This window comes from Bradyrhizobium sp. HKCCYLR20261, from assembly GCF_051168435.1.
Taxonomy (GTDB): domain Bacteria; phylum Pseudomonadota; class Alphaproteobacteria; order Rhizobiales; family Xanthobacteraceae; genus Bradyrhizobium.
Genome location: NZ_JBNPUZ010000004.1, coordinates 214968 through 233118, shown reverse-complemented (window position 1 = coordinate 233118; position 18151 = coordinate 214968). Strand labels below are relative to the sequence as shown.

The following is an 18151-nucleotide window of genomic DNA, read 5'->3' as shown; positions in this document are numbered from 1 at the left end:
TTCGCTCGCAATGACGAGTGGATAGAGCTGGGGCCTGACTACTTCCCGAGCGCCAGCGCGATCAGACCGAGGGTGCCGACGATGACGCGCCACCAGGCGAACAGCACGAAGCCGTGGCGGGTGACGTAGCCGAGGAAAGCCTTCACCACGATCATCGCGGTGATGAAGGAGACGACGAAGCCGATCGCGATGAGGCCGAGATGATCGGACGTCATCTCGGCGCGGCTCTTGTAGAAGTCGTAGACGAAGGCGCCGACCATGGTCGGGATCGCCAGGAAGAAGGAGAACTCCGCGGCCGAGCGCTTGTCGCCGCCGAGCAGCATCGCCGCCACGATAGTGGCGCCGGAGCGCGACACGCCGGGGATCATCGCCATGCACTGCGCGACGCCGATCCAGAGATACATCAGCAGCGGATAGCGCGTGGCGTCATGCTCCCGCGGCTTCAGGTCGATCTGGTCGACCCACAGCAGGATGGCGCCGCCGACGATCAGCGAGAAGCAGACGACCCAGGGGTCGAACAGGAGCGCCTTGATGTATTTGCCGGCGATGAGTCCGATGATGACGGCGGGCAGGAAGGCGATCAGCACGCCGATGATGAAGCGGCGGTCGTCGGGGTTGGTAAGGGCGCCCACGGCGACGCGCGACAGCTTGAAGAAGTACAGCGCGACGATCGCAAGGATGGCGCCGAGCTGGATGAGAATCGCAAAGCTCTTCCAGAAGCCCTCGTCGCCGAGGCCGAAGAAGCGCTCCGCGAGCAGCAGATGGCCGGTCGAGGAGACCGGGAGGAATTCGGTGACGCCTTCGATGATCCCGAGAATCACCGCCCGCAGCGTGTCTGACATCATTGATCCGATCCAACCTTGCCGGCAAAACGCCGCCCTTCTCGCCTATTCGGCCCACGCCCGCAATTGCAAAAAGCGCTGCGAGCGGCCACATCGGATGAATGAACCGGTGCGTGATCGGACATACGAATCAAGAGGACGCACGGCCGGGCGGCGGATCTGGCGCGTTGTTCCCCGGAGCGTCGTTTCCAGCATGCCGGCCCGCAGCCCTACTGCTTACACTTTCGCCGACCATGCGCTAATGGTCCGATTCGCGAGGGCCACCGCCCGGCGGTATCGGGACGATGCATCGGCGCAAGCCGGTGGTTGATCGTTCGTTAAGCGCAGTGGCTGCGGAATCGTCGAAAGGCTTCATGTACACGCTCTACCACCATCCCTTCTGCCCGCATTCGCGTTTCGTCCGCCTGGTGCTCGGCGAATACGGGCTCGATCTGCGCCTGGTGGAGGAACGCGCCTGGGAGCGTCGCGAGGCGTTCCTCGTGCTCAATCCGGCGGCCACGACGCCGGTGCTGTCGGTCGACGATATGCCGCCGGTGCCCGGCGTCGGCGTGATCGCCGAATTCCTCGACGAGACCTGCGGGCCGGAGGCGGGCGACCGCCGGCTGATGCCATCATCGCCGGCCGAGCGCGTCGAGGTGCGCCGTCTCATGGACTGGTTCAACACCAAGTTCTTCGAGGAGGCCTCGAACCTGCTGGTCACGGAGCGCATCTACAAGCGCTTCATGAGCGAGGAGGATGGCGGCGGACCGCCGTCGACCGACGTGATTCGCGCCGCCAAGACCAATGTGCGCTATCACCTCGCCTATATCGGCTGGCTGGCGCAGCGGCGTAACTTTTTGGCCGGCGACCGCCTGACCTATGCCGACCTCGCCGCCGCCGCGCATCTCTCCGCGATCGACTATCTCGGCGACGTGCCATGGATCGAGGACGACGCCGCGAAGGCGTGGTACGCGCGGGTGAAGTCGCGGCCGTCGTTCCGGCCGCTGCTGTCCGACTGGCTGGCCGGCGTGCCGGCGTCGCGGACCTACGTGGATCTCGACTTCTGAGCGCCAACGCGCCAGACGCCCTCAAGGCAGCGCTGGCAGCCGAGGCGCTGAAGCTCGGCTTCGATGCCATCGGCATCACCGCGCCGATGGTGAGCCCTGAGCGAATCGCCGCCTTCGAGCGCTTCCTCGCCGAGGGCCGGCACGGCGACATGGACTGGCTCGCCCGCGAGCCGTCGCGGCGCACCGATCCAAGGACGCTGTGGAGCGAGGTCCGCAGCGTCATCATGCTCGGCGTGAATTACGGGCCCGATGAGGATCCGCGCGCCATTCTCGCCCAGCGCAGCCGCGCCGCGATCTCCGTCTATGCCCGCGGCGACGACTATCACGACGTCATCAAGAAGAACCTCAAGACGCTGGCGCGCTGGCTGGTCGCCAGCACAGGTGGCGACGTGAAGGTGTTCGTCGATACCGCCGCCGTGATGGAGAAGCCGCTGGCGGAAGCGGCGGGCCTGGGCTGGCAGGGCAAGCACACCAACCTGGTGTCATCAGGCTTCGGCTCCTGGCTGTTCCTCGGCGCGATCTACACCACGCTCGCGCTGCCGATGGACACGCCGGAGCGCGATCATTGCGGCTCGTGCCGGGCCTGCCTCGACAGCTGTCCCACCGCGGCGTTCCCGGCGCCCTACAGCCTCGATGCACGGCGGTGCATCTCGTATCTGACCATCGAGAACAAGGGGCCGATCCCGCGCGAGTTCCGCAAGGCGATGGGCAACCGCGTCTATGGCTGCGACGACTGCCTCGCCGCCTGTCCCTGGAACAAGTTCGCGCAGGAGGGGCGCGAAGCGAAGCTGGCGGCGCGAGACGCGCTACGCGCGCCTGAGCTGGCCGAGTTGGCTGGCCTCGACGACGCCGCCTTCCGCGCACTGTTCACGAAGTCGCCGATCAAGCGCATCGGCCGCGACCGCTTCCTGCGCAACGTGCTGATCGCGATCGGCAACTCCGGTGATGCCGCGCTGATCCCGGGGGCCGAACGGCTCGCCCGTGATCCGAATCCACTGGTGCGGGGCGCGGCGGCCTGGGCGCTCGGAGAACTGCTCGACCCGCAGACCTTCACGAAAACGGCCGAGGCCGCGCTCGCCACCGAAACCGACGACAGCGTCCGCGCGGAGTGGCAAACCCGATGCTGACGCGGCCAGCCTCAACCCATCTCGCCGACGGCGGCCAGCATCCGCGCGATGTCCTGCGGCCGCGACAGCCGGTGGTCACCGTCCTGGATCATGGTCAGCACGACGTCCTCCGCCGGCAGCCGGTGCGCCAACGCGAAGGCGTGCTGCCAGGGCACGTCGGGATCCTGCGCGCCCTGCAGGATGCGGACGGGGCAACCGACATTGATCGCGGAGCCCAGCAGGAGATGGTTCCGGCCGTCCTCGATCAACGCCCGCGTGATCGGATAGGGCTCGCCATATTCCGACGGACGCATCCAGACGCCGTTGGTCTCGATCTCCCGGCGGATATCAGCCGAAAAACCCTTCCACATCAGCTCCTCGGTGAAATCGGGCGCCGGCGCGATCAGCACCAGACCCGCCAGCGAAGCCTCGCCGGGCTGCTTCAGCAGTTCGCGCGCCAGCAGCAGCGCCATCCAGCCGCCCATCGACGAGCCGATGACCACCTGCGGCCCGCGGCAGAACTGCCGGAACACGGCCACGCTCTCCTCGAGCCAGCGGCCGATGGTGCCGTCGACGAAGCGCCCGCCGGATTCGCCGTGGCCGGAATAGTCGAACCGGACGCAGGCGCGGCCGCGCTCGACCGCCCAGGCCTCGAGCGCCACCGCCTTGGTGCCCTTCATGTCGGAATTGAAGCCGCCGAGCCAGAACAGCCCCGGCGCAGTCCCCGGGCGGGCCCGTACAGCGATCTGGCGTCCGGCATCGCCGGCGCCGACAGAGATGAAGGCTGGGAGGTCGGTCGATTCGAGTGGTTGGTTCATGGATCGTTACCCAATGGCGGACGTTGTGTGGGGGAGCCGGCCGTGTCCGTCAATCGGCTTGGAGCGACGCTGCCGCTTGCGAAAGCGTGTTGCGCACTCTATGTCCGCGGGCGGAACCACAAGGCTGGACCCGCGCGTTCGCGCGCCCGCCTGGCCAGTTGGTCTCCTTTGGGGGAATACGCCGCCACGCCGACATCCTGCGCGTGCGACGCAAGTGCCGCAATTGCCGGGCGGAATTTCGACGCACCGGGCCTGCGCGACCTTGCCCGCAAAGGCATCTTCCTTCAAACTAGCCGCCTTCTTCCACAACCTTGGAGAACTACCCATTCGCCGCCCTAATCGAGCCCCGCCCGCTGCCGTCAAAGACGGGCCGCGCACCAATGATGAGATTCGCAATGCGCAGATCCAGCTGATCGATGCCGAAGGCACCAACCGTGGTGTCGTCGAGACCGTTGTCGCGATCAAGATGGCGGCCGAGGCCGGCATGGACCTGGTCGAGATTTCGCCGAACAATTCGCCTCCCGTCTGTAAGATCATGGACTACGGGAAGTACAAATATTCGGCGCAGAAGAAGGCCGCCGAGGCCCGCAAGAAGCAGAAGGTCGTCGAGATCAAGGAGATCAAGCTCCGCCCGATGATCGATGACCACGACTACGACGTGAAGATGCGGGCGATGCAGCGCTTCTTCGAAGAGGGCGACAAGGTCAAGATCACCCTGCGCTATCGCGGCCGCGAAATGGCGCACCAGGAGATCGGCACCAAGCTGCTCGACAAGGTGAAGTCCGACGTGGCGGCGTTCGCCAAGGTCGAACAGGACGCCAAGTTCGAGGGCCGTCAGGTCGTCATGGTTCTGGCCCCGCGCTGAGAGGCGAGAGACGACGCTTCAAACCGGGCCCGCCACGCGTTGGCGGGCTTTTCTCTTGAGGGGACCGATCACGGCCGTTCTTTTGGACGGTATCAGGACCGCGTCGCCTGCCACCGCCCGCTGCAGGTCCCGGCCGAGCCTTTCCCGCTCCACCGGCCGAACCCTGAGGTCGCGCCCAACCGCCCGTTACCGCTGGCCGACGAGCCGCCCTGCGAGACCCGCACCGTGACGGCACCGCCGCGGCCGACCGTGCCGGTGATGTTGGCGGAGCCGGCCGAGGTCACCCGCCCGCCGCTGATCTGCACCGGGAAGCTGTAGCCCTGATCGCAACTGCCGGCCTCGGTGATGATCAGGACGGTCCAGGGACCATCGAACCCGGCGGCTTGCGCCGGGGCGGAAGACGAGAATGCAGCCGCGGCCAGGACAGCGGCGACGGCAGCGGGACGAACGATGCGGACCATGGCGGACCTCGGCTTGGTTAACGAAAGCTGATCATGGGTCGGAATAGCTGATTCCATGGTTCGACGTTGCCAAGTTCGATCGTCTCTGGCATAAGCGCGGCCTTCGTCGCCCGGCTGATCAAGGGCTGCCGTGGCGATGTCCCTGTGCGGGTGGGTCCTCGTTTGGACCCGAAACCTGAGCACAACCAACGCTCTAACGAGCATTTTCGCCGGATGGCGCCGCTTTCGCGGGCGGCTTGCCGTTGGCATCAAGGAGAGCCAAATGCCCAAGCTGAAGACCAAATCCGGCGCTAAAAAGCGCTTCAAGGTGACGGGGACCGGCAAGGTCATGCACGCTCAGCGCGGTAAGCGCCACGGCATGATCAAGCGGACCAAGAAGCAGATCCGGCAGCTGCGCGGCACCCGCGTGCTGTTCAAGACCGACGGCGACAACGTCAAGAAGTACTTCTTGCCGAACGCCTGACCGGCCTCTCGCTTCCGAACCCGGCCGCGCGCGACGCGGCTCGTCATCACCTCTGAACAAGGATTTCCGTCATGTCTCGCGTCAAACGCGGTGTGACCGCCCACGCCAAGCACAAGAAGGTCTACAAGGCCGCCAAGGGTTTCTACGGCCGCCGCAAGAACACCATCCGCGCCGCCAAGGCCGCTGTCGAGAAGGCCGGCCAGTATGCGTTCCGCGATCGCAAGCGCAAGAAGCGCACCTTCCGCGCGCTCTGGATCCAGCGCCTGAACGCCGCCGTGCGTCCATTCGAGCTGACCTACAGCCGATTTATCGACGGCCTGTCCAAGTCCGGCATCACCGTCGACCGCAAGGTGCTGTCGGATCTCGCGATCAACGAGCCCGCCGCGTTCGAGGCGATCGTTGTGAAGGCCAAGGCGGCGCTCGCCGCCTGATCGCCTCCGCCTCGCGAAGGACTATGCAAAGCGGCCGACGCTCTCGGCCGCTTTTTGCTGTCCGGTGCCATCGCTGCTTTCGCTTGACCCCTGTCGCCGTCGCGGCGACAACCCAGCCGCCTTTTGTCCGCGGAGATTTTGCCCGTGTCCGACCTCGCCTCGCTCGAAACCTCGATCCTCGACCAGATCGCCGCCGCCGGCGATGAAGCCGCGCTGGAGGCCGTGCGCGTCGCCGCCCTCGGCAAGAAGGGCTCGATCTCGGCGCTGCTCGCCACGCTCGGCAAGATGTCCCCGGACGAGCGCAAGACTCAAGGTGCTGCCATCAACCTCGCCAAGGACAAGGTCACGCAGGCGCTCTCCGCGCGCCGCGACGTGCTGAAGGCTGCCGCCCTCGATGCGCGCCTCGCCGCCGAGACCATCGACGTCACCCTGCCGCTGCAGGATACGCCGGCCGACAGCGGCCGCATTCATCCGCTCAGCCAGGTGATGGACGAGCTGACCACGATCTTCGCCGATATGGGCTTCTCGATCGCGGAAGGCCCCGATGTCGAGACCGACGACTACAACTTCACCAAGCTGAACTTCCCGGAAGGGCATCCGGCGCGCGAGATGCACGACACCTTCTTCTTTAACCCGAAGGAGGACGGCTCGCGCATGCTGCTGCGGACCCATACCTCGCCGGTGCAGGTTCGGACGATGCTGACCCAGAAGCCGCCGATCCGCGTGATCTGCCCGGGCCGCACCTACCGGATCGACTCGGACGCGACCCACACGCCGCAATTCCATCAGGTCGAGGGCCTCGTCATCGACAAGGGCTCGCATCTCGGCCACCTCAAATGGATCCTGCACGAGTTCTGCAAGGCGTTCTTCGAGGTCGACCACATCAACATGAAATTCCGGCCGTCGTTCTTCCCATTCACCGAGCCGTCGCTCGAGGTCGACATCCAGTGCCGCCGCGACAAGGGCGAGATCCGCTTCGGCGAGGGCGAGGACTGGCTGGAGATTCTCGGTTGCGGCATGGTGCATCCGAACGTGCTGCGCGCCTGCGGCATCGATCCCGACGAGTACCAGGGTTTTGCCTGGGGCATGGGCATCGACCGCATCGCGATGCTGAAATACGGCATGAGCGATTTGCGCCAGCTGTTCGAAGGCGACGTCCGCTGGCTGTCCCACTACGGCTTCAAGCCGCTGGAGGTGCCGACCCTCGCGGGAGGATTGAGCACGTGATGAGCCTCGCCCTCTCCCAGCAGACGGTCGAGCTCCCTCTCCCGCTTGCGGGGGAGGGCTGGGGTGGGGGTGTCTCCGCGCAGGAGGTCTCGATGGACGACGAGAAGCCGGCCTGGAAAGTCCCCTCACGGCTTCGATCCAATGCACGAGCACTCCGCCAAAACTCGACCGACGCCGAGCGCATCCTCTGGTCGGAGCTACGCGGTCACCGTCTCCTCGGCGTCGGCTTCCGCCGCCAGGTCCCGATCGACCGCTACATCGCCGACTTCGTCTGCCACGCCGCTCATCTCGTCATCGAACTCGACGGCGGCCAGCATTTCTCAAATGAAGCCGAGCAGCGCGATGCCGCGCGCTCGGCTGTGATCGAGGCGAAAGGCTTTCAGATCCTGCGCTTCGCCAACAACGACGTGCTGGCCAATCGGGCCGGCGTTCTTGACACCATTGCCGCTGCCGTTGCGGCGAGAGCCCCCACCCTAACCCTCCCCCGCAAGCGGGGGAGGGAACAGGACTGAGTCCGCGGAAACAGAGCCATGAAATTCACGCTGTCCTGGCTGAAGGACCATCTCGACACCGATGAGCCGGTGGAGAAGCTCGCCGACAAGCTCACGATGATCGGCCTCGAGGTCGAGCATCTCGAGGACAAGGCGAAGCTGCTCGCGCCGTATAAAATCGCGCGCGTCGTCTCCGCCGAGCAGCATCCGAATGCGGACCGGCTGCGCGTCTGCATGGTCGACACCGGCGACGGTAGCGCGCCGGTGCAGGTCGTCTGCGGCGCGCCGAATGCACGCGCGGGGCTGGTGTCGGTGTTCTCGCCGCCGGGCACCTACATTCCCGGCAAGAACATCACGCTGTCGGTCGGCACCATCCGAGGCGTCGAGAGCCGCGGCATGCTGTGCTCGGCGGCCGAACTGCAGATCTCCGACGATCACGACGGCATCATGGAGCTGCCGGCGGATGCGCCGATCGGCAAGCCCTACGCGGAATGGGCGGGCCTCGGCGATCCCATGATCGAGATCAACCTGACGCCGAATCGCCAGGACTGCACCGGGGTTCACGGCATCGCGCGCGATCTCGCCGCCGCCGACATGGGCAAGCTGAAAGATCCCGCCATCAAGCCGATCAAGGGCGAATTCCCCTGCCCCGTGAAGGTCGCGGTGGAGGACGAGAAGCTGTGTCCGGGCTTCGCGCTGCGGCTGGTGCGTGGCGTCAAGAACGGTCCGTCGCCGAAATGGCTGCAGCAGCGGCTGACCTCGATCGGGCTGCGCCCGATCAACGCGCTGGTCGACATCACCAACTACATGACATTCGACCGCGCGCGGCCGCTGCACGTGTTCGACGCCAAGAAGGTCAAGGGCAATCTGGTCGTCCGCCGCGCCCGCGATGGCGAGACCCTGCTGGCGCTCGACGGCCGCACCTACACGCTCGAGAATTCGATGTGCGTGATCGCCGACGACGCCGGCGTCGAGTCGCTCGCCGGCATCATGGGCGGCGAGGCGTCGGGCTGCGACGAAGGCACCACTGACGTGCTGATCGAATCGGCGCTGTGGAACGAGATCAACATCGCCCAGACCGGCCGCAAGCTCGGCATCAATTCTGACGCGCGCTACCGCTTCGAGCGCGGCGTCGATCCGGCCTTCATGGTGCCGGGCCTGGAAATGGCGACCAAGCTGGTGCTCGAGCTCTGCGGCGGCACGCCGTCCGACAACGTCGTCGTCGGCAACGCCTATGGCGACGACCGCATCATCGACTTCCCCGTCACCGAGGTGAAGCGCCTCGCAGGCATCGAGGTGCCCTTCCCGGAGATGCGCCGCATCCTGACGCATCTCGGCTTCACCTTGGCCGGCACCGGCCCGGTCGTGAAGGTCGCGGTGCCCTCGTGGCGCAGCGACGTCCATGGCAAGGCGGACATCGTCGAGGAAATCGTCCGCATCGTCGGAGTCGACAAGGTGCCGATGACGCCGTTCGAGCGCGGCGATGCGCCGCGCAAGCCGGTGCTGACGCCGCTGCAACTGCGCACCCGCCGCGCCAAGCGCGCGCTGGCGGCGCGCGGCATGGTCGAGGCCGTCACCTGGTCGTTCATCTCCAAGCCGGCCGCCGAGCTGTTCGGCGGCGGCAAGCCCGAGCTCGCGCTCGCCAATCCGATCGCGTCCGACCTGTCCGACATGCGCCCGAGCCTGCTGCCCGGCCTGATCGCCACCGTGCAGGCCAACGCCGATCGCGGCTTCGGTGATGCCGCGATCTTCGAAGTCGGACAGATATTCAAGGGCGACCGTCCGGAGGATCAGTTCGTCGCCGCCAGCGGCATCCGCCGTGGCATCGCCTCGTCGAAGGGTCTCGGCCGGCACTGGACGGGTTCGCAGCCGGCCAACGCCTATGATGCCAAAGCTGATGCCCTCGCCGTGCTCGCGGCCGCCGGCGCGCCGATGGCCTCGGTGCAGATCGTCGCCGGCGGACCTGCCTGGATGCATCCGGGACGCTCCGGCACGATCCAGATGGGACCGCAGAACGTGCTCGGACATTTCGGCGAGCTGCATCCGCGCACGCTGGAAGTGCTCAAGGCCGACGGTCCACTGGTTGCGTTCGAGGTCATCCTCGATCGCGTCCCGGCTGCCAAGGCAAAGCCCACTCGCGCCAAGCCGGTGCTGGAGCTCTCCGCGTTCCAGCCGGTGTCGCGTGACTTCGCCTTCATCGTCGATCGCAAGGTCAAGGCCGGCGACATCGTGAAGGCAGCGCAGGGCGTCGACAAGAAGCTGATCACCGACGTCACCGTCTTCGACATCTACGAGGGCAAGGGCATCGAGGACGGCAAGAAGTCGGTCGCGATCGCCGTCACCCTGCAGCCGCGCGACAAGACCATGACGGATGAAGAGATCGACGCCGTCGCGGCCAAGATCACCGCCGACGTGGCCAAGAAGACCGGCGGCACGTTGCGCGGATGAGCCTCTCCGGGCTCATCCCTGCCGAACTCAGCCTGTTCGCGACGATCGCTCTGGCGGTCGTTGCCTTCATCGCAGCGACCGCGCGCGGCTTCTCCGGCTTCGGCGCGGCGCTCATCTTCATGCCGCTGGCCAGCAGCTTTGCCGCGCCACGGCTCGTCGCGCCGCTGCTGCTGGTGATCGACTTCGTGGCGATGGCGCCGACGGTGCCCAACGCCTGGCGCGATGCCGACCGCAAGGCGACGGCGGTGATCGTTGCCGGCGCGCTGGTCGGGGTGCCTCTCGGCACCTATTTCCTTTCCCGGCTCGATCCCGTGACCGTGCGCTGGATCATCACGAGCTTCGTCGTCGCACTCCTTGCCCTGCTGATCTCCGGCTGGCGCTATCGCGGCAAGGACTACACGGCGCTGTCGGTCGCGGTCGGCGCCGTGTCCGGCTTCTGTAGCGGCGTGGCGCAGACCGGTGGGCCGCCGATCGTCGGCTACTGGCTGGGACGCCCGATCGAGCCGAAGGTCGCGCGGGCGAACATCGTGCTGTTCTTCGGTGCCTCTGACGGCTTCGCGATGGTCAGCTACGCCGCCAGCAGCCTGATCACCTGGGACTCGCTCAAACTCTCCTTGCTCATCGGGCCGGTCTACGCGATCGGCGTCGCTTTCGGCGCCTCACTGTTCGGCCGCGCCAGCGAACGCGTGTTCCGCATCATCTGCTATGCGCTGATCGCGATCGCCGTGATCTTCGGGCTTCCGGCCCTCGACGGCGTGCTCGGCCGGGGATAGCCTCCGCGCAACGAGACCAGCGGGAGGACGCCATGATCAATCGTCGAACGATGCTGTCGCTTGCGTTGGGCTCAGCCGGGGCCATCGCGGCGCCATCGGTGTTCGCGCAAGGCGCCAAGGCCGGAACACGCATCGTATTCCTCGGCACCAAGGGCGGGCCGCGCGTCGGTGTCGGCGCCTCGAACCCCGCCAATCTCGTCGTCGTCAACGGCACGCCGTTTGTCATCGATTGCGGCATGGGAGTCAGCCGACAGCTCGTCAGCGCCGGCGTGCCGATCCCGTCGATCAAATACATCCTGATCAGCCACCATCATTCCGATCACAATCTGGAATACGGCAACCTTTTCTACAACGCCTGGGCCGCAGGGCTGTCAACGCCGATCCAGTCGTTCGGGCCGAAAGGCCTGCAGGCGATGACGCGGAGCTTCTGGGAGACCAACAAGTTCGACGTCGACACCCGCATCGATGACGAGGGCCGGCCAGATCCGAGGCCGCTGCTGATTGCCAAGGATATCGATTCTGACGGCGTCGTCGTGAAGACGGCCGACGTGACGGTGACCGCGTTCCGCACGCCGCATCCGCCGATCACCGATAATTTCGCCTACAAGTTCGATACGCCGGACGGCACCATCGTGTTCTCCAGCGACACCGCCTACAACCCGAAGCTTGCGGAGTTCGCCAAGGGCGCTGACGTGCTGGTGCACGAATGTCTCTACGTGCCGGCGGTCGATCGTCTCGTCCTCAAGACCAAGAACGGATCGACGTTGAAGAAGCATCTGCTGGAAAGCCACACCACGACGGAGGACGTGGGCCGCGTCGCGGCTGCGGCCGGTGTGAAGGTGCTTGTGCTCAGTCACTTCGTGCCGGGCGACGATCCCGAGGTGACCGACGAGGATTGGACCCGCGACGTCAAGAAGAACTACACGGGCCGCATCGTCGTCGCGAAGGATCTGATGGAGCTGAAGCTGCCGGTGTAGTTGACTTTGGAACTACAAATTTCTCAATCGAAGCACGGCTCAAGATGCCGGTGCGATGGTCATGAATGCGCCCTCTCCCCTTGTGGGAGAGGGCATGGACGGCCTATCCGCGAATGCGGTTGGGTGAGGGGTACTCTCAGCCAGTGACATTCGCGGTGAGATACCCCTCACCCAACCGAGCCTGCTGAACTTTCCTACATGCCCTCTCTCACAAGGGGAGAGGGCACAGTCAATCCCACCGCATCTTGTTGCGATCTTAGCGATGCGTTCGAGATCAATCCTCCGGCGAGGCCGACCGCACCTTGCGACGACGACCACGCTGGCGCTCGCTCGTCGGCTCCGGCTCGGGATCCTTCAACGCACCGATGCGGCGAAGCGCGGCTTCCGCGGCGCGCTCGCCGGACTCCCAGGCGCCATCGACCGTGCCCCACAGCGTCTCATGCGTCGCTTCACCAGCGAGAAACAACGGTCCCAGCGGCTCGCCGAGGATCTTGCGCGCGCCCTGGCCACTGGGTGCGGCCGCGGACATCGCCCCAAGCACGCCCGGCACCTGATTCCAGCGGGTGGCCGACGACGACTTCACTGCGGCGGCCGCTTCGCTACCGAACAGCTTGCCGATCCACTCCTTGCCGAAAGCGGTCATCGCCGCCTCGCCCTGCGCGGAGAGATCCCGGCCGAAGCTGCCGGCAACGTCGACGGTGCACAGTGAGGAGCCGCCGATATTGGCGAGCAACAGACCGGTGCGGTTCGAATTGCTCTGCTCGACGATGACCTCGTCGCGTGACAGGCCGAGCGGATTGCCGGATAGCATCAGTGCGATGTGATCGAGGCTGCCCAGGCTCAGCTTCGCGGCGGCGTCGAGCTGTCGCTTCGGCAGTTCCGGAGCAAACTTGATGGCGCCCGATGCGAGCACGTTGGTCGACACCGTGAGAATGACGGCACGCGTCGCAATGCGGCCGGCCGGGGTTTCCACGGCCACGTCACGGTTGCCCCACACAATCCGCGTGGCCGGCGTCGCCAGCGCCACCGGCAGGGACTCGCCAAGCTTGCTGACGAGCGTGCCCAGCCCCTGGCGGCAAGCGAGCGGCGCGCTGCGATCCTGGCCGCGGGCCTTGTCGATTGCGGAGAGATCGGCGAGGTCCTTGCCGGTGGCGCTGGCGCCGAGCACGAAGGCGGTTGTCCCGGCCCAGTCGCCGAGATCCTTGGGCAAAGCTGCGGCGCAGGAGGTGTCGAGCTTGCCGCGAGAGGCCTCGTCGATGGCGCGGTTGGCGCGAACGAGGCCGGCGAGGAACTGCTCGGTTTCACCCGGCCGCGCATTGCGCCGACCGACGCGGATCTTCTGGCCGACCGGCGCGGCGATCACGTCGAGACCGACGCCGCGGGCCAGCTTGCCGATCGCATTCGTCTCGGCATTAAGCAGCCAGCGCGCGCCGCGGTCGAACGGCACGCCGAAAGTGGCAGCATCCGTGCTGCAGCGGCCGCCGATCTGCAACGCCGCTTCGAGCAGCACGACCTTGCGATTGGCGGCCGCGATGCGGCGCGCCGCGGCAATGCCTGCCGCGCCCGCCCCGATCACGACGATGTCAGCATCGCGCGGAACCGCGGCTCGGCCCGAGCGGCTGAAGACGGGCAGCGCGGCCAGCGCCGCGGAAGCGGTCAGGAAGCCGCGGCGCGTAAAGCTCATGACATGGTTTCCGAAAGCTTTGAAAGAACGCGTTCGGTCGGAATTTGCCGGATCTGCCGCGCTGCGGCAACCGGGTGGTGAATCCCATACCGTCTAAATCAGTTCGACTATGAACCAAATTGCAACCGCAATCGACCATCATGGAAGAAGGGAAAAGCAGGCGGCCGGACAAGGCCGACCGGGGAGCGTCATGGGTATCGTGCTCGACCAGATCGGCAAGCTGATTGCCGCCTATCTCCAGAAGGAGATACCGGGCTATGAGCCGTTCACCCCAAGCGATCCGGATTATCTGCGCAAGGACATGCAGCCGGGCGACGTGCTGCTGGTCGAAGGAAACAGCCGCATCTCCGGCATCATCAAATATCTCACGCAGTCGACCTGGTCGCATGCGGCGCTCTATGTCGGCCCGATCGATGGCGCCGTCGAGCCCGACGGCGAGCCGCATGTGCTGGTGGAGGCCTATGTCGGCGACGGCGTGATCTCGGCGCCGCTGTCGAAATACTTCTCCTATCACACACGGGTGTGCCGCCCCGTGGGGCTGACCTTCGAGGATCGCCATACGGTGTGCCGCTATGCCATCAACCGGATCGGCTTCGGCTACGACACCAAGAACATCATCGACCTGATGCGCTATTTGATCCCGATGCCGATCCCGCAACGCTGGCGGCGGCGCATGATCGCGCTGGGCTCGGGCGATCCGACCAAGATGATCTGCTCGGCCTTGATCGCGCAGGCGTTCGACGCGGTGCGCTATCCGATCCTGCCGAAGATCACGCGGGCGCCGTCGCGACGCGCCAAGCGCGAGATCCTCCACATCCGCGATTCGTCGCTGTACATGCCGCGCGACTTCGACATCTCGCCGTATTTCGAAATCGTCAAGCCGACCATCGTCAACGGCTTCGACTACACGACCTTGCACTGGGCCGACAAGCAGAAGCCGCTCGCGGAGGTAGCGGGCGAGTTCGCCGTGTTTCCAGGATCCGTCGTTGCGCCGCCGCTCGTTCCTGAGACGGCTGACGAAGAAACGGCGCAGCCGGCTGCGGCTGAGGAAGTGATGGCCGAAAAGGTGATCGAGCGGCTCGTGGTCAACGAGCATTTCCTCGTCGCCGAGCCTGTACGGAAGTTGCCACCCCGTCCGGCCGTACGCCGCCGCAACAAGGTTGCGGTCTGAAACTCTCGCTGACCCGATGTGAGTAGGACCCGAGCACGCGCACCGTTGACGGTGCGCCCCCTCGCCCCGTTCTTCACGGGGAGAGGGCTGGGGTGAGGGGCAGCCGCGCGGGCAGTATCAGTGGAGACGCCTATCCTCTCTCACTCGGCGCGTTCGCAGCTTAGGGCCTACTGACTAACGACGACGGTCACCGATCCGACCGGCTGATCACATCCATCAGCTCCGCGATCTTCTGCCGCTGGTCAGCCTTGTCGCCCGACGCAATCGCATGCTCGACGCAGTGCGAAACGTGATCGCGCAGGATCTCCTCCTCTACGCGGCGCAGCGCCGCCCGAACCGCGGAGATCTGCGTCACGATGTCGATGCAGTAGCGGTTGTCCTCGACCATCTTGGACAGGCCCCTGACCTGCCCTTCGATCCGGCTCAAACGTTTCTGACAGGAAGTCTTGATGTCGTCGCGCATGGGCTTTATATACCCCTACAGGGTATAGGTTTCAAGAGGCGAGGCTGGCATGTCGGAAACCGAACATGGACATGGTGCCGCAGCTGTCCCATCTGGCGGTTGCGGCTGCGGATCGCGTGCGAGCGCGGATGAAACGCGACAAAGCGAGGCGTTGTCCGATGTGTGTTGCAGCGATCGTGCCGAGCCTGCCCCGGTCGCCGAAACGGGCGGCTGCTGTGGCGGCCACGACCACGCACCGCCTCAACCGGCAAAGGTGAAAGATCCCGTTTGCGGCATGTCGGTCGATCCGGCGACGTCGAAGCACCGCTTCGAGCATGGCGGCCAGACCTTCCACTTCTGCTCGGCCGGTTGTCGGACCAAGTTCGCGACTGATCCCGCCAGATATCTCGCGCCGGCCGGCGCTCCCACCGCTGCGGGCGCATGCTGCGGCGGCCACGAACATCACGCCCACGACGCGGCCAAGGTCATCGATCCCGTCTGCGGCATGAGCGTCGATCCCGCGACGTCGAAGCATCGCTTCGAGCACCAGGGCCATACCTTTCATTTCTGCTCCGCGGGCTGCCGCACCAAATTCGCGGCGGAGCCTGACAAGTATCTTGGCGAGCGCGCGCCGCCGCCGGAGATGCCGGCGGGCACGATCTACACCTGCCCGATGCATCCGGAGATCCGCCAGGAAGGCCCGGGCACCTGTCCGATCTGCGGCATGGCGCTGGAGCCTGACGTCATCAGCCTGGATGACGCGCCCAATCCCGAACTCGCCGATATGACGAAGCGGTTCTGGATCGGCGCGGTGCTCGCCGCGCCCGTGGTGGTTCTGGAGATGGGCGGGCATCTCGTCGGCGGCCACGGGCTGATCGATCCGGTGCTGTCGAACTGGATCCAGTTCGCGCTGGCGACGCCGGTGGTGCTGTGGGCCGGCTGGCCGTTCTTCGTGCGCGGCTGGCAGTCGGTCCAGACCCGCAATCTCAACATGTTCACCCTGATCGCGATGGGCACAGGTGTCGCCTATGTCTACAGCGTGATCGCGACCTTGATGCCGCAGGCTTTTCCGCCGGCCTTCCGCGGCCATGGCGGCACTGTCGCGGTGTATTTCGAGGCGGCCTCCGTCATCACCATCCTCGTGCTGCTCGGCCAGGTTCTGGAGCTGCGCGCACGCGAGGCCACCTCGGGCGCGATCAAGGCGCTTCTGCAGCTCGCGCCGAAGACGGCGCGACGGCTCGATGCCGACGGCAACGATCATGAGGTCGAGATCGCCGACCTCGCGGCCGGCGATCGGCTGCGCGTGCGGCCCGGCGAGAAGGTGCCGGTCGACGGCATCATCCTCGAGGGCCGTTCGTCGCTCGACGAGTCGCTGGTGACGGGCGAGTCGATGCCGGTCACCAAGGACGAGGGCGAGCGCGTCATCGCCGGCACCTTGAACCAGACCGGCAGTTTCGTGATGCGCGCCGACAAGGTCGGGCGCGAGACGCTGCTGTCGCAGATCGTGCAGATGGTCGCCGATGCGCAGCGCTCGCGCGCGCCGATCCAGCGGCTCGCCGACCAGGTCGCGGGCTGGTTCGTGCCGACGGTGATTGCCGCCGCGATCACCGCGTTCGTCGCCTGGTACGCATTCGGCCCCGAGCCGCGCTTCGCGTTCGGTCTCGTCGCCGCGGTGAGCGTGCTGATCATCGCCTGCCCCTGCGCGCTCGGACTGGCGACGCCGATGTCGATCATGGTCGGCGTCGGCCGCGGCGCGCAAGCCGGCGTGCTGATCAAAAGCGCGGAGGCGCTGGAGCGGCTGGAGAAGGTCGACACCCTCGTGGTCGACAAGACCGGCACCTTGACCGAGGGCAAGCCGAAAGTGACCGGCGTCGTCACCGCTGATGGCCTCGACGAGGCCGAGGCGCTCAGGCTCGCCGCCAGCGTCGAACGCGCCAGCGAGCATCCGCTCGCCGAAGCGATCGTGCGCCACGCCAGCGAGCGCAAGCTCAAGCTGGCCGATGTGAAAAACTTCGATGCGCCGACGGGCAAGGGCGCGCGCGGCGAGGTCGATGGCAAGGCGGTCGTGCTCGGCAATCCGACCTATCTGGCGTCGCTCGGCATCATCACCGACACGCTCGGCGTCGCGAGCAAGCGGCTGCGCGAGGACGGCGCCACCGTGATCACGATGGCCGTCGACGGCAAGCCCGCCGCGCTGTTCGCGATCGCCGATCCGGTCAAGGCATCGACGCCAGACGCGCTGAAGGCGCTGGCGGCTGACGGCATCAAGGTGATCATGCTGACCGGCGACAACCGCACCACGGCCACGGCGGTGGCGCGCAAAATCGGCATCACCGAGGTCGAAGCCGAGGTGCTGCCGGAGCAGAAGAGCGCAGTGGTCGCGCGTCTCCGCGCCAGCGGCAAGGTGGTGGCGATGGCCGGCGACGGCGTCAACGACGCGCCGGCGCTGGCCGCCGCGGATGTCGGCATCGCCATGGGCACCGGCACCGATGTCGCGATGGAGAGCGCCGGCGTCACCCTGCTGCAGGGCGATCTCGGCGGCATCGCGCGGGCGCGCACACTGTCGGCGGCTGTCATGAGCAACATCCGCCAGAACCTGTTCTTCGCGTTCATCTACAACGCGGCGGGCATCCCGATCGCGGCGGGCATTCTCTACCCCGTGTTCGGCATCCTGCTGTCGCCGATCATCGCCGCCGCCGCGATGTCGCTGTCGTCGGTGAGCGTGGTCGGCAACGCACTGCGGCTGCGGGCGGCGAGGCTGTAAGACAGCATCGGGGGCCGCATGGTTCGAGACGCGCGCCAAGGGGCGCGCTCCTCACCATGAGGGTTTAGCTTCGCAAATGGTCTCTCCACGTCATTGCGAGCGCAGCGAAGCAATCCAGAGTCCCGCCCGCTACCCTGGATTG

General features: G+C 66.3%; 17 protein-coding genes. 12 read left to right on the top strand and 5 right to left on the bottom strand.

The genetic code is table 11. From position 1 onward, the window contains the following. Positions 1-38: 38 nt before the first annotated feature. Entirely contained in the window at positions 39-845 is an 807-nt protein-coding gene (locus ACQR1L_RS11140; RefSeq protein WP_434858000.1) for an undecaprenyl-diphosphate phosphatase, read from the bottom strand. 350 nt (positions 846-1195) lie between these two features. On the opposite strand from ACQR1L_RS11140, the gene ACQR1L_RS11135 reads away from it, so the two are divergent. Then, on the top strand, positions 1196-1888 hold the full coding sequence (locus tag ACQR1L_RS11135; protein ID WP_434857999.1) for a glutathione S-transferase family protein: 693 nt from the start codon (positions 1196-1198) through the stop codon (positions 1886-1888). Then, positions 1837-3015: a tRNA epoxyqueuosine(34) reductase QueG gene (queG, locus tag ACQR1L_RS11130; protein ID WP_434858292.1), complete on the top strand. Its 1179-nt coding sequence runs from the start codon at positions 1837-1839 to the stop codon at positions 3013-3015. Before ACQR1L_RS11135 ends, queG begins: the two co-directional genes overlap by 52 nt. Positions 3016-3026: 11 nt before the next feature. Here the strand turns inward: queG and ACQR1L_RS11125 are convergent, their stop codons facing one another. Continuing rightward, positions 3027-3812 carry an alpha/beta hydrolase gene (locus tag ACQR1L_RS11125; protein WP_434857998.1) on the bottom strand — a complete coding sequence of 262 codons (786 nt, stop codon included), beginning with the start codon at positions 3810-3812 and terminating at the stop codon, positions 3027-3029. A 325-nt stretch (positions 3813-4137) separates the two neighbouring features. Here ACQR1L_RS11125 and infC point away from each other — a divergent pair, with 325 nt between their 5' ends. Next, positions 4138-4677 (top strand): translation initiation factor IF-3, encoded by a 540-nt coding sequence (infC, locus tag ACQR1L_RS11120; protein ID WP_085963464.1) that lies wholly within the window; start codon positions 4138-4140, stop codon positions 4675-4677. A gap of 92 nt (positions 4678-4769) precedes the next feature. On the opposite strand, the gene ACQR1L_RS11115 is transcribed toward infC, so the two are convergent. Next, complete coding sequence (locus ACQR1L_RS11115) at positions 4770-5138, bottom strand: hypothetical protein (RefSeq protein ID WP_434857997.1); 369 nt, start codon at positions 5136-5138, stop codon at positions 4770-4772. 262 nt (positions 5139-5400) lie between these two features. On the opposite strand from ACQR1L_RS11115, the gene rpmI reads away from it, so the two are divergent. The 7 genes from rpmI (at position 5401) to ACQR1L_RS11080 (ending at position 11948) form a co-directional block, all read left to right on the top strand. Continuing rightward, complete coding sequence (gene rpmI / locus ACQR1L_RS11110; protein WP_006612327.1) at positions 5401-5601, top strand: 50S ribosomal protein L35; 201 nt, start codon at positions 5401-5403, stop codon at positions 5599-5601. A gap of 71 nt (positions 5602-5672) precedes the next feature. Next, positions 5673-6032: a 50S ribosomal protein L20 gene (gene rplT / locus ACQR1L_RS11105; protein WP_006612326.1), complete on the top strand. Its 360-nt coding sequence runs from the start codon at positions 5673-5675 to the stop codon at positions 6030-6032. Between the two features lie 144 nt (positions 6033-6176). Next, entirely contained in the window at positions 6177-7259 is a 1083-nt protein-coding gene (gene pheS, locus ACQR1L_RS11100) for a phenylalanine--tRNA ligase subunit alpha (RefSeq protein ID WP_434857996.1), read from the top strand. 92 nt (positions 7260-7351) lie between these two features. Continuing rightward, entirely contained in the window at positions 7352-7771 is a 420-nt protein-coding gene (locus ACQR1L_RS11095; RefSeq protein ID WP_434857995.1) for an endonuclease domain-containing protein, read from the top strand. 18 nt (positions 7772-7789) lie between these two features. Then, a complete protein-coding gene (gene pheT / locus ACQR1L_RS11090) occupies positions 7790-10198 on the top strand; it encodes a phenylalanine--tRNA ligase subunit beta (RefSeq protein ID WP_434857994.1) in 2409 nt (802 codons plus the stop codon). After that, on the top strand, positions 10195-10971 hold the full coding sequence (locus ACQR1L_RS11085; RefSeq protein WP_434857993.1) for a sulfite exporter TauE/SafE family protein: 777 nt from the start codon (positions 10195-10197) through the stop codon (positions 10969-10971). The genes pheT and ACQR1L_RS11085 overlap by 4 nt, the downstream gene beginning before the upstream one ends. A 32-nt stretch (positions 10972-11003) precedes the next feature. Further along, positions 11004-11948: an MBL fold metallo-hydrolase gene (locus tag ACQR1L_RS11080; RefSeq protein ID WP_434857992.1), complete on the top strand. Its 945-nt coding sequence runs from the start codon at positions 11004-11006 to the stop codon at positions 11946-11948. Positions 11949-12222: 274 nt separating this feature from the next. Here the strand turns inward: ACQR1L_RS11080 and ACQR1L_RS11075 are convergent, their stop codons facing one another. Further along, a complete protein-coding gene (locus tag ACQR1L_RS11075) occupies positions 12223-13632 on the bottom strand; it encodes a flavin monoamine oxidase family protein (RefSeq protein ID WP_434857991.1) in 1410 nt (469 codons plus the stop codon). 190 nt (positions 13633-13822) lie between these two features. Here ACQR1L_RS11075 and ACQR1L_RS11070 point away from each other — a divergent pair, with 190 nt between their 5' ends. Beyond that, positions 13823-14803, top strand: a complete 981-nt coding sequence (locus ACQR1L_RS11070; protein WP_434857990.1) for a YiiX/YebB-like N1pC/P60 family cysteine hydrolase — start codon at positions 13823-13825, stop codon at positions 14801-14803. Between the two features lie 187 nt (positions 14804-14990). Here ACQR1L_RS11070 and ACQR1L_RS11065 read toward each other — a convergent pair whose 3' ends face one another. Further along, positions 14991-15266, bottom strand: coding sequence for a metal-sensitive transcriptional regulator (locus ACQR1L_RS11065; RefSeq protein WP_006613634.1), 276 nt, complete (start codon positions 15264-15266; stop codon positions 14991-14993). A 49-nt stretch (positions 15267-15315) separates the two neighbouring features. Between ACQR1L_RS11065 and ACQR1L_RS11060 the strand changes: the two genes are divergently transcribed. After that, entirely contained in the window at positions 15316-18009 is a 2694-nt protein-coding gene (locus ACQR1L_RS11060; RefSeq protein ID WP_434857989.1) for a heavy metal translocating P-type ATPase, read from the top strand. The last annotated feature ends 142 nt before the right edge of the window (positions 18010-18151 follow it).